We start from the raw sequence: 20,089 nt of genomic DNA on the forward strand, positions 1-20,089 counted from the left end.
TGTATTATTAACCTTGCCAGTCAGTCAGAAACGACAATCCGCCAGTATCAATCGGATTTTAAATACATAGTCCGTTATCTGTGCTGTAGAAATGACAGAAAAAAACTGGATGAATATTTTCAAACAACGGAGTTTGAATTAGACCATCCGGAGGCGTTTTTAGACTGGTTGTCTGCGGTGACAAACGACAGGAGATATCGGAAAGCAAAAGAATTAATAGAAGAAACTGAAGGAAAAGGAGGAAAAATCAATATGTGTGTATTGTTAGATATGTATGAGGAACGAGGAGTAGAGAAAGGAATTTCACAAGGAATCTCACAAGGAATCTCACAAGGAATTGAGGAAATCAACACATTATATCATTGTTTGTTAGCAGATAATCGAATGGAAGATATACAAAAAGCAATCATGGATACAGAATACCAGAAAGAATTGTTACAGGAGTATGGGATTGGAGAGTAGGAAGAAAGAAAACTCCACAGAAAATATGTGGAGTATCCTATGTTGATTTTATAATTAGTTCTCTTTACAGACTTCTTTTGCCATATTAAAGGCAGCCCAGGCTTTTGGCCAGCCGGCATAAAAAGCGGCGTGTGTGATAATTTCAGCAATTTCTTCTTGTGTTACGCCATGTTTTTTTGCAATTGCGAGGTGAAATTTCAAAGAACTATCAAGGATACCGCTTGCCATTAGGGTGGTTACGGTTACGATGTTTCGGTCTCTGGAAGAAAGTTTGTCCTCTCTGGACCATACCTATCCAAACAATACATCATCGTTTAATTCAGCAAATTGTTCAAAAAAAGTGAAGACGGCCATCGGCATGGTGCCCCAGTAATTTGGGTGGCCAAGGTAGATTACATCATATGAGTCGATACTTTTCAGGTATTCTGCAAGAGCAGGTATTGATTTTAGTATAACATGGCGAGTCTTGACAGAGAATTTCCAATATGTTATTGTTGCATCAACTAAAAGTTTACGCGAAGAGAAATCGTTATTGCATGAGGGGAAAGCAGTATGTATGAACCAATGTTGGATACATTTCTTGCCGTTGCGGATTGTGGAAGCTTTACGAAAGCGGCGGAACAATTATTTATTTCACCGACAGCAATTATGAAGCAGATGAATTCGTTAGAAAATTCCGAATTATAAGCTGCATTTGATTCCTTTTGAGGATGACCACAATGGTATTTTGTTGGAGATTGAACAGCTTGGCGAAAAATTTGATTTTTTAATTGGCGTATGTGATTCGCAGACATGGCTTTCTATGTGCGACTTTCTTTCGATTGGACGTTATAAGAAAAATATATTCAAAAAAATTAGAAGTGGAAAGGAACTGACGATGAAAGCAAATTATCATACACACACAACACGGTGTCAGCATGCGTTCGGAGAGGACAGAGAGTATGTAGAAGAAGCAATTCGGGCAGGACTTCGGATATTGGGATTTTCCGACCATTGTCCGTGGATTTATAAAAGTGATTATGTGTCGAATATCCGAATGACGCCACAGGAAACGGATGGTTATTTTTCATCACTTGAAAAGCTTCGCAGGGAATATGAAAAGGATATTGATATTTTTATCGGATTTGAATCCGAATATCTGCCGGAACTGATGGAGGAGCAGGATGCTTTTTTGAAGGATTACCCGGTGGATTACATGATACTTGGACAACATTTTCTTGATTCTGAGAGTGATTTTAATTACAGTGGACGTATGGCAGATGATGAAGACAGATTGATTCGTTATGTGGATTTGTGTATTGAGGGAGCAAGGTCCGGACGCTACTTATATTTGGCACATCCGGATTTGATATACTATACCGGTTCTGATAAAAATTATCAAAGAGAAATGAAACGGTTGTGCGAAGCAATGAAACAGATGAATATTCCGTTGGAATATAATTTGCTTGGTTTGGCAATTCACCGCAACTATCCGGAGGAGCGATTCTGGCAGATTGTACGAAATACAGGTAATTCAGTGATTTTTGGAGTAGACGCTCACAGACCGGAACAGTTTGCCGATAGACAGACATTAGAACTGGCGAAAAAACAGTGTGAGGGAATGAATGTTGTGGAACAATTGACGCTTGACAGATGTAAGACAGAATGATAAGATAACAGCGTTATGTTGCGTATCAACAGGAAAGGAAAGAAAATGGCAGAAGAGCAAAAAGACAGTGAAACAAAAGAGAGGTTGCTAGCATGTGCGAAAAAGGAATTTGTGGAAAAAGGGTACGCAAAAGCTTCACTTCGTGCAATTTGTAGAGAAGCTGGCGTTACGACAGGTGCATTGTATTTCTTTTTTCAGGATAAAGATGATTTATTCTGCTCCCTTGTTTCGCATGTGCTTATTCGTGTTCGGGAACTTATTGTGGCTCATCGTGAGACGGAAGCGGATGAAGCGGCAAAATCGGTTATCTCCAGCGGACATGATGATTCGAGTGAGGTCGAGTTGACAAAGATTTTGGTACATGAACTCTACCGGAATCGAGAGGAAGTTCTGCTTTTGATTAATGGAGCCGGCGGCTCTTCGATGGAAAATGCAGTGGATTTGATTATTGATGAAATGGATGAGCATAATTTAATGCTGACAAAGGCGATGTGTGACGAATTGCAGATTCCGATGATTCATCAAGCGCTTGTGCATTGGATGTCGCATAATCAAGTTGACATGTTCCTTTATATGATTCAACATATTGAGGAGGAAGAACAGGCACTCGCATTTGCCGGACAGGCGATGAATTATCTGCTTGGTGGATGGTATGGAATGTTTGGTGTGCGTGGGTAATATTTTAAGACCTTTTACAGGTCTTTTTAAATAACATCAACATAACAATGTTATGTCAGAAAGGAAAAAATTATGTATTTAGAAATCAAAGATGTCAAGAAAAGTTATGGAGAAGATGGTAGTTTTGTACAGGTGTTAAACGGGATTACTACAGAGGTAGGACAAGGAGAAATGTGTGTTATTCAGGGAACTTCAGGCTCTGGTAAGTCAACCCTTTTAAACTGTATTGGAGGACTGGATACGATGGATTCCGGTTCTGTAAAAGTGGCGGGGACAGAAATTTTTGGAATGAAAAGGGAAGATTTGTTAGAATACCGCCGTGCAAATTTAGGATTTATTTTTCAGTTTTACAACCTTGTACCAAATCTTACGGTAAGAGAAAATATTCAGGTGTGTGAATTTCTGACAGATAATCCGCTTTCGGTCGATGAATTATTAGATACTCTGGGATTGACAGAACACCAGAATAAGTTTCCATTCCAACTTTCCGGTGGACAGCAGCAGCGCTGCGCAATTGCAAGGGCATTAGTGAAAAATCCAAAGTTGTTATTGTGTGATGAACCGACCGGAGCGCTGGACTCAAAGACGTCACGGGAAATTTTGATTTTGCTCGAGAAAATCAATGCGCGTTACGGAACAACAATGCTGATTGTAACGCATAACAACAGTATTAAACAAATGGTTCATCGTGTGATTTTTTTGAAGGATGGACAGATTAAAAAATCGTATACGAATGAAACAAGAGTACCGGCAGACAAGTTGGAGGATTTATAAGATGCAGAAAATTTTAAGAAAAAGAGTTTTACGGGATTTGAAAGAAAATTTCTTTCGGTATCTGGCACTGGGACTTTTAATTATTCTTTGCATGTATATGATTGGCTCTTTAGTTGGTGCAGGAGAAACAATTGTGCAGGGAGTGGATGAACAGGCTGAGAAAAATCACATGGAAGATGGTCAGTTTACCTGTTTTGTGCCGTTATCAAAAGATAATAAAAAAGTGCTTGCAGAACACGATGTGGAACTGGAAAAGATGTTTTACCTGGATTTTGCCAAGCAGAAAGAGACGATTCGTGTATTCCAAAACCGTCAAAAAATCAATTTAGTTGCACTGCGCGAGGGCCGTTTGGCAGAAAAAGAGAACGAAATTGTGTTAGAGAGACGTTATGCGGAGGAACATCAATATACGGTAGGCAGTCAGATTACGCTTGGAAAAATCAAGCTTCGGGTGACCGGTATTGCAACGACGCCGGACTATGATGCTCCGCTTCGCAAAATGTCGGATACGATTGTAGACAGTAAAAATTTTGGTACGGCGTTTGTCGGTAAACGAGCGTACATTAAATTGAAACAGTCTCATCTGGCAGCACAGTCAGAGGAATACTTGTATGCTTACCGTCTCAAAGGAACGACAACTTCTGACGACGTCAAAGATATTTTGAATGATTTTAAAGTGGATGCGGACGAAATATCGGATTCATTCTTTCAGGATTATTGGGATAGAACCGGTGGTAAAGTGACCGATATCGATGATGGAATTGATGATTTGTCAAAAGGTGCAAAAAAACTGGCAGATGGACTTCGGAAACTTAACCGTTATAAAAACAAACTGAACCTTGTGCCGGAAAAATTGTTTGAAAGCGCATTAGAGCAGACCGAAGATGCATTAAAGGAAAATGGCACATCAGTATCGTTGTCTGAGAAAAATTATGCCGATGAGTTGGAGCGTATGATTGCATCACAGTCGGGTATTACTGTTATGGCGTGGAAGAGTGCCAAAGAAAATCTGGATGCCCTTAAACAGTATAAGGATGGACTGTTGTCGTATACCGATGGCGTGGAAAAAGCAGGTGAAGGTGCTTCTAAATTGCAGGATGGTATGGATGAACTGAAAAATGGCGCAGATGAATTTATCGATGAGATGGATGTGAATCTTGCCAATTTGCAGTCTTTTGTGACGGCGGAAGATAATCCGAGAATTGGTGCCTCGGCAGATGATCAGAAAATTAATATTTCGGCAGGGCTTGTGTTTGGTGTCATTTTGATTGTTTTATTTGCCTATGTGATTTCTGTCTTTACTGTACATAGCATTGAAAAAGAGAGTTCTATCATTGGAACTTTGTATGCACTTGGGGTAGCCAGACGCGAACTGATGCGTCATTATCTGATGCTGCCGGTCGTGGTAACGACCCTTGCCGGAATCCTTGGCTTTTTGGCAGCAGTCAGTCCGGTCGGAATCCCTGTACAGATGCAGGATTGCCTTGCGTACTTTTCTATGCCGGAAATCACAGTTCAAGTACCGATATATTTGATTCTTTACGGCGTATTTATGCCGCCGGTTATGGCGTGTGTTGTCAATTATATTGTAATTCGGAAGAAACTTTCAAGAACAGCTCTTTCGCTGATACGAAATGAGACGAAAAAGAAAAAGCAGAAAGCGGTACAATTAGGGAAAATGAGCTTTTTGAAAATGTTCCGTATCCGCCAGATGTTGAGAGAATCCCGTGCGGGTATTACAGTGGCGGTCGGTATGTTTATTGCTTTGCTCTGTATGATGATTAGTTTAGACTGCTATGAGCTGTGTGTTCATGTGCGTGATAATAACATTGCAGACACGAATTACGATTATATGTATACGCTGAAATATCCGGAAAAAGAGGTGCCGGATGGTGGTAGTCCGGCGCTTGCTAAGACGATGAAAAAACAGATTTACGGTTATAACTGGGATGTTACGGTTCTTGGAATCGAAAAGGGAAATTCGTACTTTGATGCTAATGTTGAGAAGGGAAAAGGGAAAGTAGTTGCTTCGTCTGCCCTTGCCCAGAAATATGAGTTGTCTATTGGTGACGAATTTACGTTAAAAGATGAGGAAACGGATACCTTATATGCGTTCGAGGTGACCGATATCTGCCAGTATGCTCCGGCGTTTTATGTCTTTATGGACATTGATAGTGCCAGAGATTTGTTTGGTGAGCAGGATGATTATTATAATACCATTTTTTCGAATAAAGATTTAAAGATTCCTTCCGGACGTTTATACGCAACAACGACGAAGGAAGATATTGAGAAATCAGCGGATGTATTTATGCAGATGATGGTCAGCATGGTCATTACCATAACGATTGTTTCCACGTTAATCTTTATCCTTGTGATGTATTTAATGATGAAAGTGATGATTGACCGCTCTGCATATTCCATTTCATTAATGAAGGTATTTGGATTCCGGACAAGAGAAATTCGGAAACTTTATCTGGATGGAAACTTTTATATTGTACTTGTTTCCGCAATTGTCAATATACCGTTATCAAAGGCAATTATGGATTGGATGTACCCAAGATATCTGGTAAGCAACATTGCATGTGGACTGGATTTATCGTTTGAGCCATGGCTGTATGTGGCAGTTTTTGCTTTGATAATGATTTGTTATTTTGTTATCAATCGTGTACTGGTTGGCAGATTAAAGAAGATGACACCGGCAGAGGTACTTAAAAATCGAGAGTAAAAAAATGTGGTGGGAATTGAAAGGATGTGTTAGAATAGAGAAAATTGCAATGGAAATAAGTGAGTGATAGGTATGAGCCGGTACAAAAAAGAGATTGTTAAGCATTTGTCTGCTCTGATGCAGGAAGGGCCAATTGAAGAAAATAAAAATTATATCCAGCACGGCGATGTGACGGTTTTTGAACACTGCATCGCTGTTGCGGAATACAGTTGTAGAATAGCGGAGTTTCTGCATCTTTCCGTGAATCGAAAGGTGCTGATACGGGGAGCGCTGCTTCATGATTACTTTTTGTATGACTGGCATAATCCGGACAACGGTCATCGGCTGCATGGGTTTTCTCATCCTTATACATCACTAAAAAATGCGAAAAGGGATTATTCGATTACAAAACGGGAAGCTGATATTATCGTAAAGCATATGTTTCCATTAACGATTGTACCACCACAGACAAAGGAGGCATGGATTGTCTGCTTAGCAGATAAAATATGTGCCGGCGAGGAAACAATAAAAGGGATACGAAAAAGAAAACGGAGAAAAAGCAGATGATAATATGGAGCTGTACAATTGTTTTAAGTTTTTTTGTGTATAGTTTTTTGGGATGGCTGTGGGAGTCGACAGTTTGTTCTTTGTATAATGAGAAACAGTTGATTAACCGGGGATTTTTGGTGGGGCCGTTATGCCCGATTTACGGTGCAGGGGCATTGTGCTGTTATTTTGCACTGTATCACGTGCAGAATCCGGCAGCTGTATTCGTTTTGTCCACTCTTTTGTGCTGTGCATTGGAATATCTTGTCTCGTATATGATGGAAAAGATGTTTCACACAAGGTGGTGGGATTATAGTGATTTCCCATTTCATTTAAATGGGCGGATTTGTCTGTACGGTGCGCTGGCATTTGGAATTGGGTGCTTTTCCGTGAGGTTTTTTGTGCAGCCGGCGCTGTTTCGTTTATTTTCCTATATGGAACCACGGGGCTTATTCGTGGTGAGCGTAGTTTTTTTTGTGTTGTTTATTACTGATTTGCTTTTAACGATAGCAAACTGGAAGCAGTTAAACAAGCACTTGGCAACCATTCATGCCTACCTGAATGGTTCCGCAAATCAAATTATGGAAAATTTCTCAGAGAAAATCCCAGAGTCGCTCATTAGCGATGAAAACGGTATACGAGTAAAAATCCGCAGGGTATCAGTCCTTTTGCAGAAAAGAGAACTGCGCTTTTTTGGGGCATTTCCGAAGTTAAAGATTTATGCGTATGATAAGACGATTAAAAAACTTCAGTTGAAAGAGAGATGGAGTGAGTTTCGGGAGCGGAAATTAAAGCGGTAAAGGAGGACGATTTGTGAAAAAAGAGCAATTGGTACGTCATGAATTTGAGCCGGTATATGATAAAAATTCTGAAATTTTAATTCTGGGAAGTTTTCCTTCCGTGAAGTCGAGAGAACAGGGCTTTTATTATGGGCATCCACAGAACCGTTTTTGGAAGGTGTTAGCTGCCATTGTACAGGAGAAGATACCGGATTCCATTGAAGAGAAAAAGGAAATGTTGTTAAGAAATCACATCGCAGTATATGACGTGATTTGGCAGTGTAAGATTACCGGTTCGAGTGACAGCAGCATTAAAGATGTGGTGCCGGCAGATATTACGACTATAGTAGAACTCTCGAAAATAAGGAAAATCTATGCAAATGGAAAACTGGCGGAAAAACTTTTTTCGAAGTATCAGGAAAAGAAGGTTGGAATAAAAGCAATTGGACTTCCCTCGACGAGTCCGGCAAACGCAGCCTATTCTTTGGAGCGGCTTGTTGAAATCTGGTCAGAACAGATAAAACAGATATAAAGGACTACGAATCATAAGCGATGGATCGTAGTCCTTTTTCGATAGGCAATTGCTAATAATTACGGAGCTGCCGGTACCGGTGTCTCGGTAGGTACAGCAGTTGCATCCGTGTAATTATCCGGATTTGCTGGTGTGTTATCGGATGGTGTACCGCCAATGTCCGGTGTTTCCTGTTTTGCCGGAAGTGTTTTGGCATGTTTTACGGCGCTGTCAAATGAGGCTTTATAGGAATCATATTCACTGTATCCTTTCAGCCGTTTGATAGCAGCGTTTCCATCTTTAATCAAGGCTTTTGTTGTTGCATTATAGTATGTTCTCTTTTTCAAGGTATCAATATACCATTTTGCCTTTTTTAAACGGTTTGCCTTTAACGTATTGTTTGCCTCAGTTGCTGCGTTTTCTGCATCAATCTTTTGCTGTTTCTGTATTTTATCTGCCTCATCGGCTTTTGCTTCTTTAATAGCCTTTTCCCATTTGTTTTTAACAATATCTTTTAGTGAGTTATATTTGGTAGCAACTCGCTCTTTATAAGGACCTTGTGCATATTCGTCCGGGATTTTTGCAATAATTGCATTTACCTTGTCATATTCATCTTCAAATGCAGAAGCAGTTCTGACATCCTTAATTTTATATTTTTCAAATGCGGAAACAGCTTTTTCTGCTTCTTTTTTTGAAGCAGATATTTTGTATTCTTTCTCCCAGTTTGATTTTCTGTCATTGTTTTGCTGCGAATAATAGTCATAGCCGCCAGGACGCTGGCTGTAATAGCGTTTTAACGGATTATAACTGATTTCCTTTGTCGAGGAAGATAAGTTTCCACCGGATATTCTTCGCAGTTCAATGGTTTCCGGTAGATCAAAATTTGCCTGTTTTTTGTTTTTATGAAGTCCGTTCATAAAACTTGACCAGATACGGAGAGGATAGGTGCTTCCGTACATACCGGGCATTTTTCGAGGCGTATCGTAACCGATCCAGACTGCCGTTGTGTAATAACTTGAGAAGCCGCAGAACCAAGCATCCTTGTTGCTGCTAGTTGTACCGGTTTTGCCGGCGTAGATTTGATTGCTGTTATATCCTGCATGACCGGTTCCGTAAGCTTCATTAAATGTACCCTGCATCATATCCTTCATAATGAAAGATGTGTCTGCGGAGTAAACTTCCGTTTCACTGTCCTCAATTTCCGGTGCTTCGTAAACGGTTCCGTTTGTTTCGTGTTCAATCTTGACAAGACAGGTACGGGAACTCATTTTACCATTATTTTCCAGTGTAGCATAACCTCGGCACATATCGTTAATCGTAACACCATAAGTGAATCCGCCTAAAGAAACTGCCGGAGCCAGATTATCGGCATAGGAGAGGGAAGAAAACTGCAGTTTATCTAAATAGTTCATTGCAGTTTCCGTACCGACTTCTTTGAAAATCTGGAAAGCAACGGTATTTAAACTTCGCGCTAGTCCTTCGCGGACGGTGACATTTCCGTGATAGCCGCCGCCACTGTTACTTGGACTGTAGCTTTTTTTGTTGGTGTTATCCCAATAGACCTTGTGATCATTGATAACGGTTGAGCCATTAATAACGCCATTGTCAATAGCCGGTGCGTAATCCAAAAGTGGTTTGATGGTAGAACCGGGCTGCCGCTTTGAAAGAAAGGCACGGTTATACTGGTCGTTCTGCGTTCTGCCACCCACCACGGCAACTACATATTGAGTTTCATTGTCAATACACATGGCGGCACTCTGTAACGCATATTTTTTCGTTTTTTTACTTTTCTCCGTAAAAGTCGATAAGGTTTTTGATACGGATTTTTGCAGGCGCTTTTGAATCTTTGGATTCAGCGAAGTGTATATTTTATAACCACCTGCACGAATCTCTGCTGAACGTTTGCTGTATTCCGTGGAATATTTTTTGTTATAAGTATCCTGCTCTTTTTTGGAAGAAAAGTTGTACTGGAATTTAAAACCATGTTCCTTCATTAATTGGATGGCTGCCCGGTCAATGGCATAACTCATCATATAATTTTCTGAGGAGGAACTGGTATCCAGACCGACAATGGTTATTTCTTCATTTTTTGCCTTATTAAACTGTTTTTTCGTGATATAACCCTGTTCTAACATGTTATTAAGAACTTGAAGCTGTTTTTCTTTCGCAAGTTTCATGCTCGCAATTGGATTATAATTATTTGGGCTGTTGGAAATACCACAGAGCATGGCAGCCTGACCAAGTGTTACATCTTTGGCAGAGCAGCCAAAGTAAAATTTGCTTGCGGTTTCTACGCCATAACACCGGTTGCCGTAGAAGTTACTATTGCAGTAGAACTCCATAATATCAGCTTTGTTGTATTTTTGTTCCAGTGCCGGTGCAAGTAAAACTTCGGTTAATTTTCTGCCGAAAGACTGCTTTTGCGACAGCAGATTATTTTTGATGACCTGCTGGGTAATGGTACTTCCACCTTGAGTGATTTCTCCTTTATTTGTAATGAGGGAAATGCCCGCACGTGTAATCGACTGTAAATCAATGCCGCGGTGTTCCATAAATTTTTTGTCTTCGGTTGCTATGTATCCGTATTGGATATATTCCGAAATTTTATTGATTTTTACATATTTATAAGAACCACTGTCGATTTCGCCAATTTTCTTCCCATCTTTGTCGTAGATGACGGTGTTGGAAAACATATGAAAACTGTTTTCGTTCAGGTTTGACAGTTTGTCGTATGCCTGCTCACAGGAATCCTGATACATTGGAAGCATTTTGGCATACAAAATTCCACCGGCAATTCCACCAATAATTAAAACCAGTAAAATTACATTCAGAATTACTTTTGAAAATGTCAGGCAGAAATTCAAAATATGGTAGAGCAGGACAAAAGGGAAGGAAATAATTTTGCAGGTGATGTCAAACCAACGTTTGTCAACACGCATTTGTTTGATGCTATTTTTCCATTCGTTCCATTTGGCTTTCATGTGTTGCCTCCTTCTTCTTTTTATGCAGCTTAATGATATTATGGATCCAGACCCCCAATAATAGGAGAAGAATCCAGTTTACCACATTTTTATAAAATGGCTGCTGTATCAAACAGTAATTTGGTGATGTTTTATTTACATAAATTGTAATCTGTTGTCCGGCCTCATTGGATATGCCAAAGAGATGTGGCAGGATAAAAAATTTATCTTCCTTATACTCTGTTCCTTCATATTGATAAGAAAGTGCTGCCATCGGAATCAGGAGAAGAAAACCGTCCGTCTTTTTTGCAACAATGGTGGCGGTAGTTTTTTCATAGCTTCCGTAGTTAAGTATACGGCTGCACATATCGATGTTCATAAAGAGCAGAACCATCAAAAGAAAGAATAGTATTACCAAACGGGGCAGTAACGGCGGTGTCTTGCGAACCCGCTGTTTCCGTTCTTTTTTTTGCATAAAAGTCCTCCATTTTTCGTAAAGTATTCTTTATTATACAATTAAAAAGGCAATTTGTAAAACCTTATATGCCAATTTGTCCTTCTTTTGATGCTATTTTTCACAGAAGAGGGGTGAAAAATAGAATAGACAATTACAGAGGGATTGGATATAATAAGGACAAATGCAGGAGAGGAAAGATGGTTATGAGCAGACGAAGAATGCATCAAAAGGATGCGATTATTTTGGCAGGATTATTAGGCGGTGTGTTATTGCTGTTGTTTTCTCCACTTTGGGGACCGATGATCTGGCGTGCACCGGCATCGTTTTCAGAACCGGTGGCTGTATCCGGTCAGGCAACAAAAAAAGAAGAAAAAAAAGAAACGAAAGAAGAGCAAAAACAGCTTCCTATCGTAAATGAGGAAGGGATGACGCTTGCAGAGCGTATCAACACGCCGAAAGGATATACAAGAGAAGAGGCAGAAAAGGGAAGCCTTGCGGAGTTTTTACGAAATTATTCCTTAAAAAAATCTACAGGTGTAGTAAAAACATGGGATGGAAAAAAGGCAAAGGACATCACCAACACGCCGGCGGTTTTCAAACTTCCGTTAGCAAAGGAGAATCTTCAGTGGGCCGGCGGTTCCGTGATTCGATTATATACCGAGTATTTGTGGGAAAATCAAATGTATGACAAAATCTCTTTTCAGTTTTCCGATGGCTTTGCAGCACAGTATCAAAAGTGGAGAGAAGGATTCCGCATCCGCAAAGATGCGACCGGCGCAATTTGGGTCAATGGTGGTGAACTGGATAAAACGAGGAAAAATTTGGAAGCGTATCTGCACTGTGTTTTGACTTATACATCGGTTTCAACATTGGAAAAAGAGACGAAAAAGATTAAAAAAGATAAATTGCAGACCGGTGATTTGTTTTTGGATGTGGCGACCGGTGATGCGGCAGTGGTTGTTGATGTGTGTGTCAATGAAAATGGCGAGAAGGCATTTTTACTAGGAAAGGGAGGAAAGCCCGCAAAACAGTTCCATCTGCTCACAAATCCGGCACACGAGGAGGATCCATGGTATTATTACGAATCGGAATTACAGTACCCGTTTGTAACATCAGAGGGAGAATTTAAGAAAGGTTCTCTTCGTCATCCGACCTATTTGGATTGATTGTAGAAAATATGCACAAAAAAGCATGTAATATTGTTATTTTTTTGACAAAGTGACAAAAACCTCAAAAAATCGATAAAAAAGGTTGAAGAATTTGTCGATTGCCTATATAATGGGAAATGTTGAAAAGTTTAGTTAAAAAGAAAATTTCGAAAGGAGTTCATTATGAGCGAAAATACTTGTCTTGAGAAGCAGCCTCTGTGTGATGAGATGCTGCAGAAGATGGACACATATTGGCGTGCAGCAAACTATTTATCCGCTGGTCAGTTGTATCTGTTGGATAACCCGCTGCTTCGCAAACCACTTACTATGGATCATGTTAAAAAGAAAATTGTAGGTCACTGGGGAACAGTACCGGGACAGAACTTTGTCTGGACTCACTGTAACCGTGTTATCAAACGGTATGATTTGGATATGATTTACATTTCCGGTCCTGGACACGGCGGAAACTTCCAGATTGCAAATACCTACATTGATGGAACATACAGTGAAATCTATCCTAATATTTCTCAGGATGTTGAGGGTATGCAGAAGATGTTCAAACAGTTCTCATTCCCATGTGGAGTACCAAGTCACTGTGCACCGGAGACTCCAGGTTCAATTAATGAAGGTGGAGAACTTGGTTATTCAGTCGCTCATGCGTTTGGTGCCGTATTTGATAACCCGGATTTGATTGCAGTTCCAGTAGTTGGTGACGGTGAATCTGAGACAGGCCCACTGGCAACTTCCTGGCAGTCCAATAAATTCTTAAATCCGATCACAGATGGTGCGGTTCTTCCAATCCTTCATATGAATGGATACAAGATTAGCAACCCTACTGTATTTGCACGTATGTCTCATGAAGAAGTAGAGAATTTCTTCAAGGGATGCGGATGGGATCCGATCTTTGTAGAAGCAAAAGATGAAATGAACGATGGTATCGATCCGGAAGATCATATTGCTATGCACAAGGCTATGTGCGAGGCAATGGACAGCTGTATCGAGAAAATTAAAGCAATTCAGAAACATGCTCGTGAAAACAACGATGCAAAGAGAGTTGCTTGGCCAATGATCGTACTTCGTACTCCAAAGGGATGGACAGGCCCAAGAGTAGTAGACGGACAGAAAATCGAAGGTTCTTTCCGTGCACATCAGGTTCCTATGTCAATGGAAAAACCAGAGCATTTGGATCAGTTGAGAGAGTGGCTGCTTAGCTACAAACCAGAAGAACTCTTCAATGAAGACGGAAGCGTTAAACAGGAGATCGTTGATATGGCTCCTAAGGGAAATGCTCGTATGGGTGCTAACCCACATGCAAACGGTGGTCTTCTTTTGAAAGATCTTCGTCTCCCGGATTTCCGTGAGTATGGTGTAAAAGATGTTGTTCCTGGTGAGACTCAGGCACAGGATATGATCGAGCTTGGTGCTTATGTGCGTGACATCTTCACATTGAATAAAGAAAATAAAAACTTCCGTATTTTCGGACCGGACGAATCTATGTCTAACCGTCTGTATCATGCATTCGAAGTTGAGAATCGTCCTTGGAATGCAAATATGTACAGTGATGATGACAACCTTGCACTGGACGGACGTATCATGGATGGTATGCTTTCTGAGCATATGTGTGAAGCATGGCTGGAAGCTTATCTTCTTACCGGACGTCATGGTTTCTTTGCTTCTTACGAAGCATTTATCCGTGTTGTAGATTCGATGGCAGCACAGCATGCAAAATGGTTGAAAGTAACAAACCAGCTTTCCTGGAGACAGCCAATTGCATCCTTGAACTTCATTTTGACATCGAATGTATGGCAGCAGGATCATAATGGATTTACACATCAGGATCCAGGTTTCTTAGATCATTTGGCTAACAAGAAGGCAGACGTTGTACGTATGTACCTTCCACCAGATGCAAACTGCTTGCTTTCCTGCTTTGATCATTGTGTAAAGAGCAAGAACTATGTTAATGCAATTGTTGCATCCAAACATCCAAGCAAACAGTGGCTGACAATGGAGCAGGCTGTTAAACACTGTACACAGGGTATCAGTGTTTGGGAATGGGCTAGTAACGACCAGAATGCTGAGCCGGATCTTGTTATGGCATGTTGTGGTGATACACCAACACTTGAGACTCTTGCTGCTACAACAATTCTTCGTGATGCAATGCCTGAATTGAAGATTCGTGTAATTAACGTAGTAGACTTGTTTAAACTTGAGTCTGACAGTAAACATCCACATGGTCTTTCTGACCGTGAGTATGATGCTCTGTTTACAAAGGATACACCGGTTATCTTTGCATTCCACGGATATCCAACACTCATTCATGAGTTGACTTATGAGCGTCATAATAAAAATGTTTCTGTACATGGTTATCAGGAAGAGGGTACAATTACTACTCCATTTGATATGCGTGTTCAGAACGAGATTGACCGCTTCAATCTTGTTAAAGATGCAATTATGCACCTTCCACAGCTTGGAAACAAAGGTTCTTACCTTATCCAGCAGATGAACGACAAATTGGTTGAGCATAAACAGTATATTGCGGAATATGGTCAGGATCTTCCTGAAATTCGCGATTGGAAATGGCACAAATAATTTCACTGTAAGGTGAATGAGAGGGGGCTGTCAGTGGGCAGCCCTCTTTGTTTTGGAAAAATAAAGGGGAATGAAAATGAAGGTAGTTGCAACCATTTATACAGATTTTTCTGAAAAATTTGGAATCCCAAGGCAAGGAGCGTTGGCTCATGAGTCCGAAGGAATTATCGTATTTGAACCGGAATACCGCATGGAAGAGGCACTGCGTGGTATTGAGAAATATTCTCATTTGTGGCTTTTGTGGCAGTTTTCAGAAAATGTATCGAAAAAATGGTCGCCTACTGTCAGACCTCCGAGACTGGGAGGAAATAAGCGAGTAGGCGTGTTTGCCACCCGCTCACCATTTCGCCCGAATCCGATTGGACTAACTGCCGTTCGACTCATTGGTGTGGAGCAGACAAAAAATAAGGGAGCGGTGCTTCAGGTTGCCGGCGTAGACTTAATGAATGGAACGCCGATTTATGATATTAAGCCTTATTTACCGTATGCGGACAGTATCCCGGAGGCATCTTTAGGCTTTGCCGGTGAGCATTTAATGGATGTGCTTGAGGTAGTATGTTCTGATGAATTATGGGGGAAAATACCAGAGGATAAAAGAGGAGCATTAGAAGAGGTATTGAGCCAGGATCCAAGACCGGCTTATCATGAAGATGAGACGAGAAAATATGGTATGGAGTTTTCCGGGTTTGATATTATTTTCCATGTAAAGGAAAAGGTTTTATATGTGGACGAGATTAAGAAAGGAAACTTGACAACAAAATCAAAGTTGTTATAATAAGTATATCCTATCAAAATTATATGAAAAGGAGTGCGAATTATGGACTCATTAATATATTTAGACAATGCTGCAACGACAGCAGTTAAGCCGGAAGTTTTTGAACAGATGATGCCTTACTTTATGGACACATATAGTAATCCGGCGAGTGTTTACAGTTTTGCCGGAAAAGCAAAGAAAGCGGTTGACGATGCGAGAGAGCAGATTGCAAATGCTTTGAATGCGAAAACACCGGCAGAAGTTTATTTTACCGGAGGCGGAAGCGAGGCTGACAACTGGGCAATTAAGATGACAGCAGAAGCTTATCAGAATAAAGGAAAACACATTATTACAACGAAAATTGAGCATCACGCCGTACTTCATACGACTGCATGGTTAGAGCGCAAAGGCTTTGAAGTGACTTATCTCGATGTGGATGAAGATGGTTTGATTTCGTTGGACGAACTGGAGAAAGCTATTCGTCCGGATACGATTTTGATTTCTGTGATGTTTGCCAATAATGAAATTGGAACGATGGAGCCTATTAAAGAGATTGGTGCCATTGCAAAAAAACATGATATTTTGTTCCACACGGATGCGGTTCAGGCATTTGGTCATGTGCCGATTGACGTGCAGGAAATGAACATTGATATGCTCAGTGCAAGCGGTCATAAATTCCATGGTCCGAAAGGAATTGGATTTATGTATCTGCGCAACGGCGTAAAGATTGGACCATTGATTCATGGTGGTGCGCAGGAGCGATCCCGTCGTGCCGGCACACATAATGTACCGGGAATCGTTGGTATGGGTGCAGCGACTGCACTGGCTGTACAGAATATGGAAGAAAATGCGAAAAAGCAGATTGAAGTCCGCGACTATTTGATTTCCCGTATTGAGAAGGAAATTCCTTATGTAAAAGTGAATGGTCACAGAGAGAAGAGACTTCCAAATAATGTAAATGTATGCTTCCGATTTATTGAGGGAGAGTCCCTTCTGATTATGCTTGACCAAAAAGGAATTTGTGCATCGAGCGGCTCGGCATGTACATCCGGTTCTTTGGATCCTTCACATGTATTGCTGGCAATTGGACTTCCTCATGAGATTGCACATGGTTCGCTTCGTTTGACGTTGTCCGAAGAAACAACCAAAGAAGATGCTGATTATGTTGTGGACAATCTGAAAATGATTGTTGAGAGACTTCGCAGCATGTCACCTCTTTATGATGATTTTGTAAAGAAAGAAAGCGAGGGAAAATAAATGTACAGTGAAAAAGTAATGGATCATTTTTCAAATCCGAGAAATGTTGGCGAGATTGAAAATGCCAGTGGTGTAGGAACAGTCGGAAATGCTAAGTGCGGCGATATCATGAGAATGTACTTAGACATTGATGAAGATACAAAAATTATTAAAGAATGTAAATTTAAGACATTTGGATGCGGTGCAGCAGTTGCGACCAGCAGTATGGCAACGGAACTGGTAAAAGGAAAAACGATTTACGAGGCACTGGAAGTGACAAACAAAGCAGTAATGGAAGCTTTGGATGGACTTCCGCCGGTAAAAGTTCACTGCTCGCTTTTGGCAGAGGAAGCCATTCATGCTGCTTTGTGGGATTACGCTGAGAAGCATGGAATTAAGATTGAAGGATTGGATAAACCAAAGGCAGACATTAATGATGAAGAATAAGAAAACCGTAGTGGTAGGCATGTCCGGAGGGGTTGATTCCTCTGCGGCTGCCTACCTTTTAAAACAACAGGGATACGATGTGATTGGCGTAACGATGCAAATCTGGCAGCAGGAAGATACCTGCACCATCGAGCACGAAGGCGGATGCTGCGGTCTGAGTGCTGTCGAGGATGCCAGACGTGTGGCAAATCAGATTGGAATCCCTTATTATGTGATGAATTTCCGTGAAGAATTTCAGGAAAATGTCATTGATTATTTTGTGAAGGAATATAGAGCGGGAAGAACACCGAATCCGTGTATAGCGTGCAACCGGTATGTGAAATGGGAATCTCTGCTGCAAAAAAGTCTGGCGATTGGTGCTGATTATATTGCGACCGGTCACTATGCTAAGATTGTGCAGTTAGAAAATGGAAGATATACGCTGATTCGCTCGGATGCAAAAGGAAAAGACCAGACTTATGCCTTATATAATCTGACACAGAATCAGTTATCGCATACACTTTTTCCGATTGGCTCATACGAAAAACCGCAGATTCGTGCAATTGCGGAAAAGGCAGGCCTTCAGGTGGCACATAAGCCGGATAGTCAGGAAATTTGCTTTGTGCCGGATAATGATTACGCCGGTTTTATTGAACGCGAGACCAATGAAGTGGAAAAGCCGGGGAATTTTGTTTCGACTTCCGGTGAAATCCTTGGTACACACAAAGGAATCGGGCATTATACGATTGGTCAGCGAAAAGGCTTAGGAATTGCTTTTGGCGAGCCGATGTTTGTTGTGGAAATCTGTCCGGAGACAAATGAAGTTGTACTTGGAAAAAATGATGAAGTCTTTACGGACTGGTTAAAGGCAAATCAGGTAAATCATATGGCAGTGGACCACTTTGAAGTGGGACAGAAAGTGACTGCAAGAATCCGTTATAATCATGGTGGGGCAAAAGCGGTAATTTCAGAAGTGACAGAGGATTCTTTTTCTCTTACATTTGAAGAACCTGTCCGGGCAGTTACACCGGGACAGGCCGTTGTTTTATACGATGGTGATTATGTGCTTGGCGGCGGAACGATTTGCCGCAAAGAAAAAGAAGATTAGCACCATCCACCATCAATTGTCAGAATTTGACCTGTCAGATAGATGGGAGCTTTAGAAAGAAGTGAAATTGTTTGTGCCACTTCTTCTACACTTCCCATTCGTCCGGCGGGTATTTCTTCGCATATTTCACAAATTTCGTCTTTTGAAAAACAAGCATTCATCGGAGTATCAATCATACCGCAGGCAAGCGCATTTACGGCGATGTTACTTGGTGCAAGCTCCTTGGCGAGCGCTTTTGTAAACAGATTGATGCCACCTTTGGCTGCCGAATAAGCAACTTCGCAGGAAGCCCCTACATTTCCCCATACAGAAGAAATCATAAGGATTCGTCCCTTTTTTTTCGATATCATATAAGGCACAACTTCCCTACAACAGTAGAATACTGAAGATAAGTCACTGTTAATTACATTCATCCATTCCTCATCAGACATATCCGTCAGTAATCCGATGTGGGAAATACCGGCGCAGTGCAGGAATAAATCCACATGTCCGAGTGATTCAACCGCTTTTTGTATCAACTGCCCCGCTTCTTTTGCGTTACTCAAATCCCCACAGAGCGAAAAGATAACCGCATCGCTATTTGGTTGTGCATTCATGCACGCCTGTTTGACTTTTTGGAGTTTTTCTTTGGAACGGTGTCCTAATAAAGCCAGTGAATACCCTTCTTTTGCTAACTGGATGGCGGCTGCTCCGCCGATTCCTCCGGATGCTCCGGTGATGACCGCTGTTTTTTTCATTTTCATGCCTCGCTTGTTTTTTTACTTATTTTAGAGCATAAGAGGGTGCAGTGCAAGTAATCTGGTATATTTTTTGTTTTTTTGCAGGGAATTAGAAAAAATGTGCGTGTCATGCACCGCTCTCGCTAAGACAAACGCACAGGGGTATCGGCACGCAAACTACGCGTTGCCTGATACCCGTGTGTTTGTAATGCATTCCACTCGCATTTTTTCTAATTCCCTGTTAAAACCTAAAAATGTACCAGATTGTACATCTTGGTTTTGGTTAGTTAGGGGAGGGCAATAAGCGGTTGGGTTTTGTTTTCTCAGGATTCTAATAATTCAGTAAGAAGAATTCGCAGCGAGTGGGTACAAATACGCAAGTATCAGGCATTGCGTATTTTGCATGCCGATACTTCTGCGTATTTTGCATGCCGATACTTCTGCGTATTTGTCTGAGCGGGAGCGCCCACGAGACGCGAATCCTTCTTACTGAATTACTAGAAACTGAAAAAACTGAAAAAACTGAAAAAACGGAAAACAAAAAAAGCTAGGATTGAATTCTTCCCCATCATCTGATATAATATTAATAC

General features: G+C 41.0%; 18 protein-coding genes and 2 pseudogenes. 15 read left to right on the forward strand and 5 right to left on the reverse strand.

Annotated elements, in window-relative coordinates; all coding sequences use genetic code 11:
* Positions 1-462: hypothetical protein (locus tag DW005_RS13760; RefSeq protein WP_181974932.1), on the forward strand; the 462-nt coding region annotated here is incomplete at its 5' end.
* Between the two features lie 54 nt (positions 463-516).
* Here DW005_RS13760 and DW005_RS14135 read toward each other — a convergent pair.
* Positions 517-738: pseudogene (locus DW005_RS14135) on the reverse strand (carboxymuconolactone decarboxylase family protein); the annotation flags it as partial.
* Positions 739-786: 48 nt separating this feature from the next.
* Positions 787-900, reverse strand: a pseudogene (locus tag DW005_RS14140) (flavodoxin); the annotation flags it as partial.
* Positions 901-1,014: 114 nt separating this feature from the next.
* Here DW005_RS14140 and DW005_RS14395 point away from each other — a divergent pair.
* The 8 genes from DW005_RS14395 (at position 1,015) to DW005_RS03845 (ending at position 8,123) form a co-directional block, all read left to right on the forward strand.
* Positions 1,015-1,149, forward strand: a complete 135-nt coding sequence (locus tag DW005_RS14395) for a LysR family transcriptional regulator (RefSeq protein WP_022377747.1) — start codon at positions 1,015-1,017, stop codon at positions 1,147-1,149.
* A gap of 40 nt (positions 1,150-1,189) precedes the next feature.
* Positions 1,190-2,110, forward strand: a complete 921-nt coding sequence (locus DW005_RS14145; RefSeq protein ID WP_347461399.1) for a histidinol-phosphatase — start codon at positions 1,190-1,192, stop codon at positions 2,108-2,110.
* Positions 2,111-2,155: 45 nt separating this feature from the next.
* Positions 2,156-2,788 carry a TetR/AcrR family transcriptional regulator gene (locus tag DW005_RS03820; protein WP_181974933.1) on the forward strand — a complete coding sequence of 211 codons (633 nt, stop codon included), beginning with the start codon at positions 2,156-2,158 and terminating at the stop codon, positions 2,786-2,788.
* A gap of 72 nt (positions 2,789-2,860) precedes the next feature.
* A complete protein-coding gene (locus DW005_RS03825; protein WP_117478234.1) occupies positions 2,861-3,562 on the forward strand; it encodes an ABC transporter ATP-binding protein in 702 nt (233 codons plus the stop codon).
* A 1-nt stretch (position 3,563) separates the two neighbouring features.
* Complete coding sequence (locus DW005_RS03830; RefSeq protein WP_117478235.1) at positions 3,564-6,287, forward strand: ABC transporter permease; 2,724 nt, start codon at positions 3,564-3,566, stop codon at positions 6,285-6,287.
* 72 nt (positions 6,288-6,359) lie between these two features.
* Positions 6,360-6,833, forward strand: coding sequence for an HD domain-containing protein (locus DW005_RS03835; protein ID WP_117478326.1), 474 nt, complete (start codon positions 6,360-6,362; stop codon positions 6,831-6,833).
* Complete coding sequence (locus DW005_RS03840) at positions 6,830-7,612, forward strand: putative ABC transporter permease (RefSeq protein WP_181974934.1); 783 nt, start codon at positions 6,830-6,832, stop codon at positions 7,610-7,612. Before DW005_RS03835 ends, DW005_RS03840 begins: the two co-directional genes overlap by 4 nt.
* Positions 7,613-7,625: 13 nt before the next feature.
* Entirely contained in the window at positions 7,626-8,123 is a 498-nt protein-coding gene (locus DW005_RS03845; protein ID WP_117478237.1) for a DNA-deoxyinosine glycosylase, read from the forward strand.
* 59 nt (positions 8,124-8,182) lie between these two features.
* On the opposite strand, the gene DW005_RS03850 is transcribed toward DW005_RS03845, so the two are convergent.
* Together DW005_RS03850 and DW005_RS03855 are read right to left on the reverse strand one after the other, a co-directional pair.
* Positions 8,183-11,083: a transglycosylase domain-containing protein gene (locus tag DW005_RS03850; protein ID WP_117478238.1), complete on the reverse strand. Its 2,901-nt coding sequence runs from the start codon at positions 11,081-11,083 to the stop codon at positions 8,183-8,185.
* Complete coding sequence (locus DW005_RS03855; protein ID WP_117478239.1) at positions 11,052-11,537, reverse strand: hypothetical protein; 486 nt, start codon at positions 11,535-11,537, stop codon at positions 11,052-11,054. The genes DW005_RS03850 and DW005_RS03855 overlap by 32 nt, the downstream gene beginning before the upstream one ends.
* Before the next feature lie 185 nt (positions 11,538-11,722).
* Between DW005_RS03855 and DW005_RS03860 the strand changes: the two genes are divergently transcribed.
* From DW005_RS03860 to mnmA, 6 genes are all read left to right on the forward strand, one after another.
* The gene (locus DW005_RS03860; protein ID WP_181974935.1) at positions 11,723-12,685 is read left to right on the forward strand and encodes a DUF4846 domain-containing protein; all 963 of its coding nucleotides are present in this window, start codon (positions 11,723-11,725) and stop codon (positions 12,683-12,685) included.
* Between the two features lie 165 nt (positions 12,686-12,850).
* Positions 12,851-15,256: a phosphoketolase family protein gene (locus DW005_RS03865; RefSeq protein ID WP_022377736.1), complete on the forward strand. Its 2,406-nt coding sequence runs from the start codon at positions 12,851-12,853 to the stop codon at positions 15,254-15,256.
* A gap of 76 nt (positions 15,257-15,332) precedes the next feature.
* Positions 15,333-16,031 carry a tRNA (N6-threonylcarbamoyladenosine(37)-N6)-methyltransferase TrmO gene (gene tsaA, locus DW005_RS03870; protein ID WP_117478241.1) on the forward strand — a complete coding sequence of 233 codons (699 nt, stop codon included), beginning with the start codon at positions 15,333-15,335 and terminating at the stop codon, positions 16,029-16,031.
* 42 nt (positions 16,032-16,073) lie between these two features.
* On the forward strand, positions 16,074-17,267 hold the full coding sequence (gene nifS, locus DW005_RS03875; protein ID WP_022377734.1) for a cysteine desulfurase NifS: 1,194 nt from the start codon (positions 16,074-16,076) through the stop codon (positions 17,265-17,267).
* Positions 17,268-17,693: a Fe-S cluster assembly scaffold protein NifU gene (gene nifU, locus DW005_RS03880; protein ID WP_022377733.1), complete on the forward strand. Its 426-nt coding sequence runs from the start codon at positions 17,268-17,270 to the stop codon at positions 17,691-17,693.
* Entirely contained in the window at positions 17,683-18,780 is a 1,098-nt protein-coding gene (mnmA, locus tag DW005_RS03885) for a tRNA 2-thiouridine(34) synthase MnmA (protein WP_242989363.1), read from the forward strand. Before nifU ends, mnmA begins: the two co-directional genes overlap by 11 nt.
* Here the strand turns inward: mnmA and DW005_RS03890 are convergent.
* Positions 18,777-19,517, reverse strand: a complete 741-nt coding sequence (locus DW005_RS03890) for an SDR family NAD(P)-dependent oxidoreductase (protein ID WP_117478243.1) — start codon at positions 19,515-19,517, stop codon at positions 18,777-18,779. The two genes, mnmA and DW005_RS03890, sit on opposite strands and share 4 nt — an antisense overlap.
* Positions 19,518-20,089 lie beyond the last annotated feature (572 nt).

This window comes from Clostridium sp. AF36-4, from assembly GCF_003435975.1.
Lineage (GTDB): Bacteria > Bacillota > Clostridia > Lachnospirales > Lachnospiraceae > Eubacterium_F.

Excerpts from the sequence above, each read along its gene's own strand:
- DW005_RS14395 (WP_022377747.1), top strand. The coding sequence starts at position 1,015 with ATGTATGAACCAATGTTGGATACATTTCTTGCCGTTGCGGATTGTGGA.
- DW005_RS03820 (WP_181974933.1), top strand. The coding sequence starts at position 2,156 with ATGGCAGAAGAGCAAAAAGACAGTGAAACAAAAGAGAGGTTGCTAGCA.
- DW005_RS03825 (WP_117478234.1), top strand. The coding sequence starts at position 2,861 with ATGTATTTAGAAATCAAAGATGTCAAGAAAAGTTATGGAGAAGATGGT.
- DW005_RS03830 (WP_117478235.1), top strand. The coding sequence starts at position 3,564 with ATGCAGAAAATTTTAAGAAAAAGAGTTTTACGGGATTTGAAAGAAAAT.
- DW005_RS03835 (WP_117478326.1), top strand. The coding sequence starts at position 6,360 with ATGAGCCGGTACAAAAAAGAGATTGTTAAGCATTTGTCTGCTCTGATG.
- DW005_RS03840 (WP_181974934.1), top strand. The coding sequence starts at position 6,830 with ATGATAATATGGAGCTGTACAATTGTTTTAAGTTTTTTTGTGTATAGT.
- DW005_RS03850 (WP_117478238.1), bottom strand. The coding sequence starts at position 11,083 with ATGAAAGCCAAATGGAACGAATGGAAAAATAGCATCAAACAAATGCGT.
- DW005_RS03855 (WP_117478239.1), bottom strand. The coding sequence starts at position 11,537 with ATGCAAAAAAAAGAACGGAAACAGCGGGTTCGCAAGACACCGCCGTTA.
- DW005_RS03860 (WP_181974935.1), top strand. The coding sequence starts at position 11,723 with ATGAGCAGACGAAGAATGCATCAAAAGGATGCGATTATTTTGGCAGGA.
- DW005_RS03865 (WP_022377736.1), top strand. The coding sequence starts at position 12,851 with ATGAGCGAAAATACTTGTCTTGAGAAGCAGCCTCTGTGTGATGAGATG.
- tsaA (WP_117478241.1), top strand. The coding sequence starts at position 15,333 with ATGAAGGTAGTTGCAACCATTTATACAGATTTTTCTGAAAAATTTGGA.
- nifS (WP_022377734.1), top strand. The coding sequence starts at position 16,074 with ATGGACTCATTAATATATTTAGACAATGCTGCAACGACAGCAGTTAAG.
- nifU (WP_022377733.1), top strand. The coding sequence starts at position 17,268 with ATGTACAGTGAAAAAGTAATGGATCATTTTTCAAATCCGAGAAATGTT.
- mnmA (WP_242989363.1), top strand. The coding sequence starts at position 17,683 with ATGAAGAATAAGAAAACCGTAGTGGTAGGCATGTCCGGAGGGGTTGAT.
- DW005_RS03890 (WP_117478243.1), bottom strand. The coding sequence starts at position 19,517 with ATGAAAAAAACAGCGGTCATCACCGGAGCATCCGGAGGAATCGGCGGA.